Consider the following 7,528-nt stretch of genomic DNA (forward strand, 5'->3'; position numbering starts at 1 on the left):
ACCCAAACAATTTAAAATCGTTCAATCCGTAATTCCAAATACATGAAAATACAAAAAGTGCTGGTGGCAAATCGCGGCGAAATCGCCATCAGAGTGCTTCGCGCCTGTACCGAAATAAACCTCAAAACAGTTGCTATTTATACGTACGAAGACCGCTATTCGCAACATCGTTATAAGGCAGACGAATCGTATCAGGTTGGCGAAAATAACCAACCTCTAAAGCCGTATTTGGATAGTGATCAGATTATTTCACTGGCCAAGCTAAAAGGCGTTGACGCCATACATCCCGGCTACGGATTTCTTTCAGAGAATTCAGAATTTGCCAGAAAATGTGCTGCCAATGGGATTATTTTTATAGGACCCGATCCCAAGGTGATGGATGCTTTGGGTGACAAAATCACCGCCAAGAAAATTGCGACAAAATGCCATGTCCCAATCATAGAAAGCAACACCAAAAAACTAACTTCTCTAAAGGTGGCACTTTCTGAAGCCGCCATAATTGGCTATCCACTTATGCTAAAAGCAGCTTCAGGTGGCGGGGGAAGAGGGATGCGAATTATACGTCAGCCCGAACATCTAGAACTCTATTTCGAGTCAGCTCGAAACGAAGCCTTGAATGCTTTTGGCGATGACACTATGTTCCTAGAAAAATATGTGGAAGATCCGAAACATCTGGAAGTTCAAATTGTAGCCGACAACCATGGAAACATCCGACATTTATTTGAACGGGATTGCTCCGTGCAGCGTCGCCATCAAAAAGTGGTAGAAGTTGCTCCTTCCTTTAATGTTTCAGAAAAAGTGAAGCAATCGCTCTATAAATATGCGCTCGCCATTGCAAAAGAGGTACAATACAACAATGTAGGTACGGTCGAGTTTTTAGTAGATCGCAAAGACAGGGTGTATTTTATTGAAGTAAATCCACGTATTCAGGTGGAACATACGGTTACCGAAATGGTCACCGGTATAGACCTTATTAAAACCCAGATTTTTGTCGCAGGTGGATATAAACTAAACGATACTCAGATTAAAATTTACGCTCAAGATTCATTGGCCACCTATGGTTTTGCGCTACAATGCCGACTAACGACCGAAGACCCGGAAAACGATTTTACTCCCGACTACGGTACCATCACCACCTACCGAAGTGCTTCGGGGATGGGAATACGCCTGGATGCCGGAAGTATTTATCAGTCGTATAGTGTGAGTCCGTTTTTCGATTCGATGCTCGTAAAAGTTTCGGCGCATGGAAGAACCTTGGACGGTGCCGTTCGGAAAATGACACGCGCCTTAAAGGAATTTCGCATCAGAGGTGTAAAGACCAATATTCACTTTCTTCAGAATGTAATTCAACATGATACCTTTAAGGAAGGGAAGGCCTCTGTAAATTTTATTCAGAATACACCCTCACTCTTCAACATCAAACTTTCGCAGGATCGGACTTCCAAAATTACGCAGTATTTGGGTGAAGTAATTGTAAACGGAAATCCCGATGTGAAATCTTTCGACACCAACAAGGTTTTTAGAACTCCTAAAATCCCGAAATACGACGCTTTGGCCGCATACCCGAAGGGGACCAAAGATCTACTTACCAAATTAGGACCCGAGAAATTCTGTGCCTGGCTGAAGGCCGAAAAAAAAATTCACTATACGGACACCACAATTCGAGACGCACACCAGTCATTATTGGCTACCCGAATGCGTTCTAAAGATATGCTTCTGGCGGCCGAGAGTTTTGCGAAAAATCACCCCAACACCTTTAGTATAGAAATGTGGGGAGGAGCCACCTTCGATGTTTGCTATCGCTTTTTAAATGAAAGCCCGTGGACCCGGTTGCGAGAGTTGCGAGCGAAGATTCCTAATATCTTGTTTCAAATGCTGCTGCGCGGATCGAATGGTGTGGGGTACAAAGCCTATCCCGATAATTTAATTGAAAAGTTTGTAGAAAAATCATGGGAAAATGGAGTCGATATCTTCCGGATATTCGATTCGCTCAACTGGGTAAAGGCCATGGAACCCAGTATGAATTTTGTTCGAAATAAAACAGGGGGCATCGCCGAGGCGGCCATAAGCTATACAGGAGATATACTAGACCCTAATGAGACCAAGTACAATTTGAAATATTATACCCAGCTCGCTAAAGATTTAGAAAATGCAGGTGCACATATGATTGCCATCAAGGACATGGCCGGATTGCTAAAACCCTATGCCGCCACCGAACTGGTTGGAGCACTTAAGGATACGGTAAAAATCCCTTTACATTTACATACACACGACACCTCTTCCATACAGTCTGCCACCTATTTAAAGGCCATCGAGGCCGGAGTGGATGTTGTGGATGTTGCGTTGGGAGGCCTTTCGGGACTCACATCTCAGCCCAATTTCAATTCGATTGTTGAAATGATGAAGCAGCAGGAACGTGCGCACGAATTTGACATCAATACCTTAAATCAGTTTTCGAATTACTGGGAAGACGTTCGCGAAATGTACTATCCCTTCGAATCGGGATTAAAAGCCGGAACCGCTGAGGTGTATCAGCATGAGATTCCCGGAGGTCAGTATTCAAACTTACGGCCACAGGCGGAAGCCTTGGGATTGGGAGACCGTTTTGACGAAGTAAAGCAAATGTATGCCCGGGTGAATCATTTATTCGGAAATTTAATAAAGGTAACACCCAGCTCGAAAGTGGTGGGCGATATGGCTATTTTTATGGTCACCAATGATTTGTTTCCCGAAGACGTGATGCAAAGGGGGCATGAGATTTCGTTCCCCGAATCGGTTATCAATTTCTTTAAAGGAGATTTAGGGCAGCCCTTAGGTGGTTTTCCGAAGGCGCTTCAGAAAATAATTCTGAAAAACAACGAGTCGTATACCGACAGACCCAATGCGCACCTAACGCCTATCGATTTTGATACAGAGTATAAAGCTTTTCAGAAGAAATTTCAGAAAGGATTTACCCGCCCTATCGAATTCGAAGATTTTCTGTCCTTCAGTCTGTACCCAAGGGTGTTTGAGCAGGCACATGAAAAGTATAAACTATACGGAAACGTGGCCATCTTGCCGACACCTAACTTCTTCTATGGCATGAAGGTGGGCGAAGAAACGCTTATTGAATTGGAACCCGGAAAGACCATTATTGTGAAATTGCTTTCGGTGGGAAATGCCAACGAAGAAGGAATTCGCATAGTGTTTTTTAAAGTAAATGGTGAAAACAGGTTTGTTGAAGTTAAAGACACCTCTTTAAATATTAAAAAAGAAGAAAACGCAAAGGCAGATGCGGCAGACGCTAATCAGGTTGGAGCCCCATTACAAGGCTCCTTGTACAAGGTGCTTGTTAAAAAAGGCCAGGAAATTAAGGCAAACGATCACTTGTTTATCATAGAAGCCATGAAGATGGAAACTACGGTAACGGCTACCAAGCCGGGCAAGGTAAAATCGGTTGTATTAAAACCCGGAACTATGGTCTTAAAGGATGATTTGATTGTGACGTTGGAGTAAAATATTTTCAGTATTTTGCCCAAAATTTAAACTTTATGAAGCATCTTTTTAACTCACTGGTTCTAACGATTACTCTTATTACTTGTTCCTTTGGTCAAGACCCCAATATACTTTGGCAAAGAACGATAGGCGGAAGTGGCTATGATAGACTTACTTCAATACAGAATACAGTGGATGGGGGGATTATTCTAGGAGGTGAATCCGATTCTGATATTTCCGGTGAAAAAACAGAAAATTCGCAAGGAGGTAAAGATTTTTGGGTAGTCAAATTAGATAGTCAGGGTATAATTGAATGGCAAAATACAATTGGAGGGAGTGGAAATGACATCCTAAACACATTATCTCAAACATTAGACGGTGGTTATATTATTGGAGGCTCTTCCGATTCGGATATTTCAGGAGATAAAACAGAAAATTCGAATGGTGAAAAGGACTATTGGATATTAAAACTTGACGTGAATGGTTCGATAGTTTGGCAAAATACTATTGGAGGGGGCGGAAGTGACTCACTTGTCTCAATCGCTCAAACTCCCGATGGAGGTTATATTTTAGGAGGAACTTCCAGTTCAGGTATATCAGGTGATAGAACGATATCTTCTCAAAGCCAAAATGATACCTGGATTGTAAAAACAGATGCAAATGGAGTTATACAATGGCAAAAAGCTTTTGGCTTCGTTGATGCTTATACACACAGTTCTTTGTCACTTACTAATGATGGAGGATTTATTATTGGAGGTTCAGGAGCTGCTCCCCTCCGGTCATATTATATGATAAAATTGTCAGAATTAGGAACATTCCAATGGAGTGAATTATATGGAGGGTTTGGTGAGGATGCATTAACCGAGGTACAACAAACTTCCGATGGTGGATATATAGTGATTGGGCTATCAGATTCAAATGCCTCCGGAAATAAGACGGAAGATTCTCAAGGTGGTTTTGATTTTTGGATTATAAAAACCAATATCTTGGGTGCTATGGAATGGCAGAATACTATTGGCGGCACTACTGGAGATGCCTGCTATAGCGCAATTGAGAGTGACGACGGAGGATACTTTATATGTGGTTATTCAGATTCTAATGTTGGTGGAGATAAAACAGAAGATTCTAATGGGGCCACCGATTATTGGATTCTCAAGCTTAATTCTGTTGGAATTATAGAATGGCAAAACACTATTGGTGGAGAAAATCAGGATAGAATCCCGAACGCTGTTCAAAATATTAATGGCGAATATGTTATTGGAGGCTCTTCATTATCGGATGCCTCCGGTGACAAAACTGAAAATTCACGTGGTGATTTTGATTTTTGGATCCTAAAACACAATAAAGTGCTTGGAGTCGATGATAATGTATTTTTTAACGGATTCACTCTTTTTCCTAATCCCACAAGTAATAAGATTGAAGTTTCGATTCAAGACCAACTTATTGATGTATTAAAAATTTATTCAGCAAAAGGTGAGCTTCTTAAAGAATTTAAGAACATTGAAAATTCTTCGATAATTGATGTCTCTCACCTTTCAACGGGAGTATATTATCTGCAGATTATCTCAGGAAAAAACATCGCTACAAAAAAGTTTGTAAAAGAATAAAACTGTTTTCAAAATCCTCTCAAAACACATTGAACCAAAATACCTGCTCATTGTGCTAGCAGATGATTTGATTGTGACGTTGGAGTAAAATATTTTCAGTATTTTGCTAAAAAGTATTAAAACATGAAGAAGCTCTATACTTTTCTGATTTTAGGTTTTGCATTGAGTTTAATTTCTTTTGGGCAAGATCTTCCAATTATATGGCAGAATACTATAGGTGGTAGTGATGATGATCGTTTGTATTGTATGAATAAAACGGCTGACGGGGGATTTATCCTTGGTGGTCGTTCGCGTTCAGATATTTCGGGAGACAAGACAGAAAATTCTATTGGTATTGGAGATTATTGGGTTGTTAAAGTTAATTCAAATGGTTTAATTGAATGGCAAAATACCATTGGGGGTAGTTTAGATGATCACCTTTATTCAATTTCTCAAACTTCAGATGGCGGTTATATTTTGGGAGGTATTTCCAATTCAAATATTTCTGGAGATAAAAGTGAAAATGCAATGGGAATTATGGATTATTGGGTCGTAAAAATTAATGCTTTTGGATCTATTGAGTGGGAAAATACTATTGGTGGTAATGGCGTAGATTATATGTACTCTATTGAGGAATCTTTAGATGGAGGGTATATTCTGGGAGGAAAATCAAACTCAAATATATCTGGAGACAAAACCGAAAATAGTTTAGGTGAAGATGACATTTGGGTAATAAAAATTAATGAAAGTGGTATAATTCAATGGGATAATACAATAGGTGGAGATAGTTATGATAACTTAGAATCATTGTCTGTGACTACGGATGGAGGTTATATTCTTGGTGGATCTAGTTCTTCCGGTATTTCTGGCGATAAAACTGAGGGAAACATTGGTAGTAGTGATTTTTGGGTAATTAAATTGACCAATAACGGGAATATTGAATGGCAAAATACTATTGGAGGAACCGAAGGTGATTGGATTGAACATATCTCACAAACTTCAGATGGAGGGTATATTATTGGAGGGGGGTCAACCTCGAATATTTCAGGAGACAAGACGGAAAACAGCAATGGCGGATTTGACATGTGGGTTGTTAAATTAGATTCTTCAGGTTTAATTCTTTGGCAAAATACAATAGGCGGAAACGATCAAGACATGCTTGAATCTATACGGGAAACTAGTGGAGGTGGTTATATTATTGCAGGAGGTTCTCAATCAAATATATCTGGAGATAAAGACGAAAATACAATTGGGGATTCAGATTATTGGATTCTTAAACTCAACGCATTTGGCGCTATCGAAGGTCAAAATACCATAGGAGGAACGGGTGCTGAAGGTGCTTATTCAGCAATTGAGACAGCTGATGAAGGATATTTTGTTGCGGGATTTTCGAATTCAGATATTTCTGGTGACAAAATCGAAAATTCGCAAGGTGGATATGATTTTTGGATATTAAAACTTGACAATATTTTAGAGGTAACTGAAAATGATTTTTCGAATACATTAAATCTTCATCCCAATCCAGCAAAAAATACGATTAGGATTACTCTCAAAAACCAAACTATTGATGTGGTAAAAATCTATTCAGTAAAAGGAGAACTTCTTAAAGTGCTAAAGAACTTTGAAAATAGTAGCCCCATTGATGTTTCCTACTTGGCCTCGGGTGTTTATTATCTTCAATTAACTTCAGGAAAAAGCATCGCTACTAAAAAGTTTGTGAAAGAGTAGTATTGTTGTTTTTAGACTTCAGAAAAAATAAAACGACACCCCTTGTAATTCAAATAAATAATACTACATTTGCACCCCGATTTATCCAAAAGAAGGAATGTTTAACACTGCCTGTAGGTGAAGACAGGTGGTAAAATTAATAAAAGTGGATACACTAAGTTATAAAACAATATCAGCTAATAAAGCGACCGTAACCAAGGAATGGTTGCACGTAGATGCTGAAGGGCAAACCCTTGGACGTCTTGCCAGTGAAGTTGCAAAATTACTTCGCGGAAAGCACAAACCAAACTTTACCCCACACGTTGATTGCGGTGACAATGTAATTATTACAAACGCCGAAAAGATCAACCTAACAGGAAACAAATGGGATGACAAGACGTACATTCGTCACACAGGTTACCCGGGTGGACAACGTAGTTTGACTGCCACTGAAATGAGAAGCAAGCACCCGGAACGCGTTATTGAGAAAGCGGTAAAAGGGATGTTACCTAAAAACAAATTGGGAGCCGAACTTTTCAGAAATCTAAAAGTATATGCCGGAGCATCACACGATCAAGAGGCACAAAAACCAAGAACCATTAATTTTAATAAAAGCAAGTAATGGAAGTTATTCACAAAATAGGTAGAAGAAAAACCGCTGTTGCACGTGTATACCTTTCAGAAGGAAAAGGAAAAATTACCGTAAATAAGCGCGACATGGAATCGTATTTCCCTACCGCTACTTTACAGTATAAAGTAAA

The 7,528-nt window shown here is 39.7% G+C and carries 5 protein-coding genes; all 5 read left to right on the forward strand.

Annotation, left to right across the window (positions count from 1 at the left end):
• The first annotated feature begins 42 nt into the window (after positions 1–42).
• Positions 43–3,495 carry a pyruvate carboxylase gene (locus tag K8F54_RS13035; RefSeq protein WP_290791650.1) on the forward strand — a complete coding sequence of 1,151 codons (3,453 nt, stop codon included), beginning with the start codon at positions 43–45 and terminating at the stop codon, positions 3,493–3,495.
• A 35-nt stretch (positions 3,496–3,530) separates the two neighbouring features.
• Positions 3,531–5,081 (forward strand): T9SS type A sorting domain-containing protein, encoded by a 1,551-nt coding sequence (locus K8F54_RS13040; RefSeq protein ID WP_290791652.1) that lies wholly within the window; start codon positions 3,531–3,533, stop codon positions 5,079–5,081.
• A gap of 123 nt (positions 5,082–5,204) precedes the next feature.
• Positions 5,205–6,788, forward strand: a complete 1,584-nt coding sequence (locus K8F54_RS13045) for a T9SS type A sorting domain-containing protein (protein WP_290791654.1) — start codon at positions 5,205–5,207, stop codon at positions 6,786–6,788.
• A gap of 145 nt (positions 6,789–6,933) precedes the next feature.
• Complete coding sequence (gene rplM, locus K8F54_RS13050) at positions 6,934–7,389, forward strand: 50S ribosomal protein L13 (RefSeq protein ID WP_290791656.1); 456 nt, start codon at positions 6,934–6,936, stop codon at positions 7,387–7,389.
• Positions 7,389–7,528 (forward strand): 30S ribosomal protein S9 (rpsI, locus tag K8F54_RS13055; RefSeq protein WP_290791665.1); only part of this gene is annotated, 140 nt, incomplete at its 3' end. The genes rplM and rpsI, both read left to right, overlap by 1 nt.

The organism is Altibacter sp., from assembly GCF_019913785.1.
GTDB lineage: Bacteria > Bacteroidota > Bacteroidia > Flavobacteriales > Flavobacteriaceae > Altibacter.

Bases quoted from the DNA above. Each gene is read 5' to 3' on its own strand.
- K8F54_RS13035 (WP_290791650.1), top strand. From the start codon at position 43: ATGAAAATACAAAAAGTGCTGGTGGCAAATCGCGGCGAAATCGCCATC.
- K8F54_RS13040 (WP_290791652.1), top strand. From the start codon at position 3,531: ATGAAGCATCTTTTTAACTCACTGGTTCTAACGATTACTCTTATTACT.
- K8F54_RS13045 (WP_290791654.1), top strand. From the start codon at position 5,205: ATGAAGAAGCTCTATACTTTTCTGATTTTAGGTTTTGCATTGAGTTTA.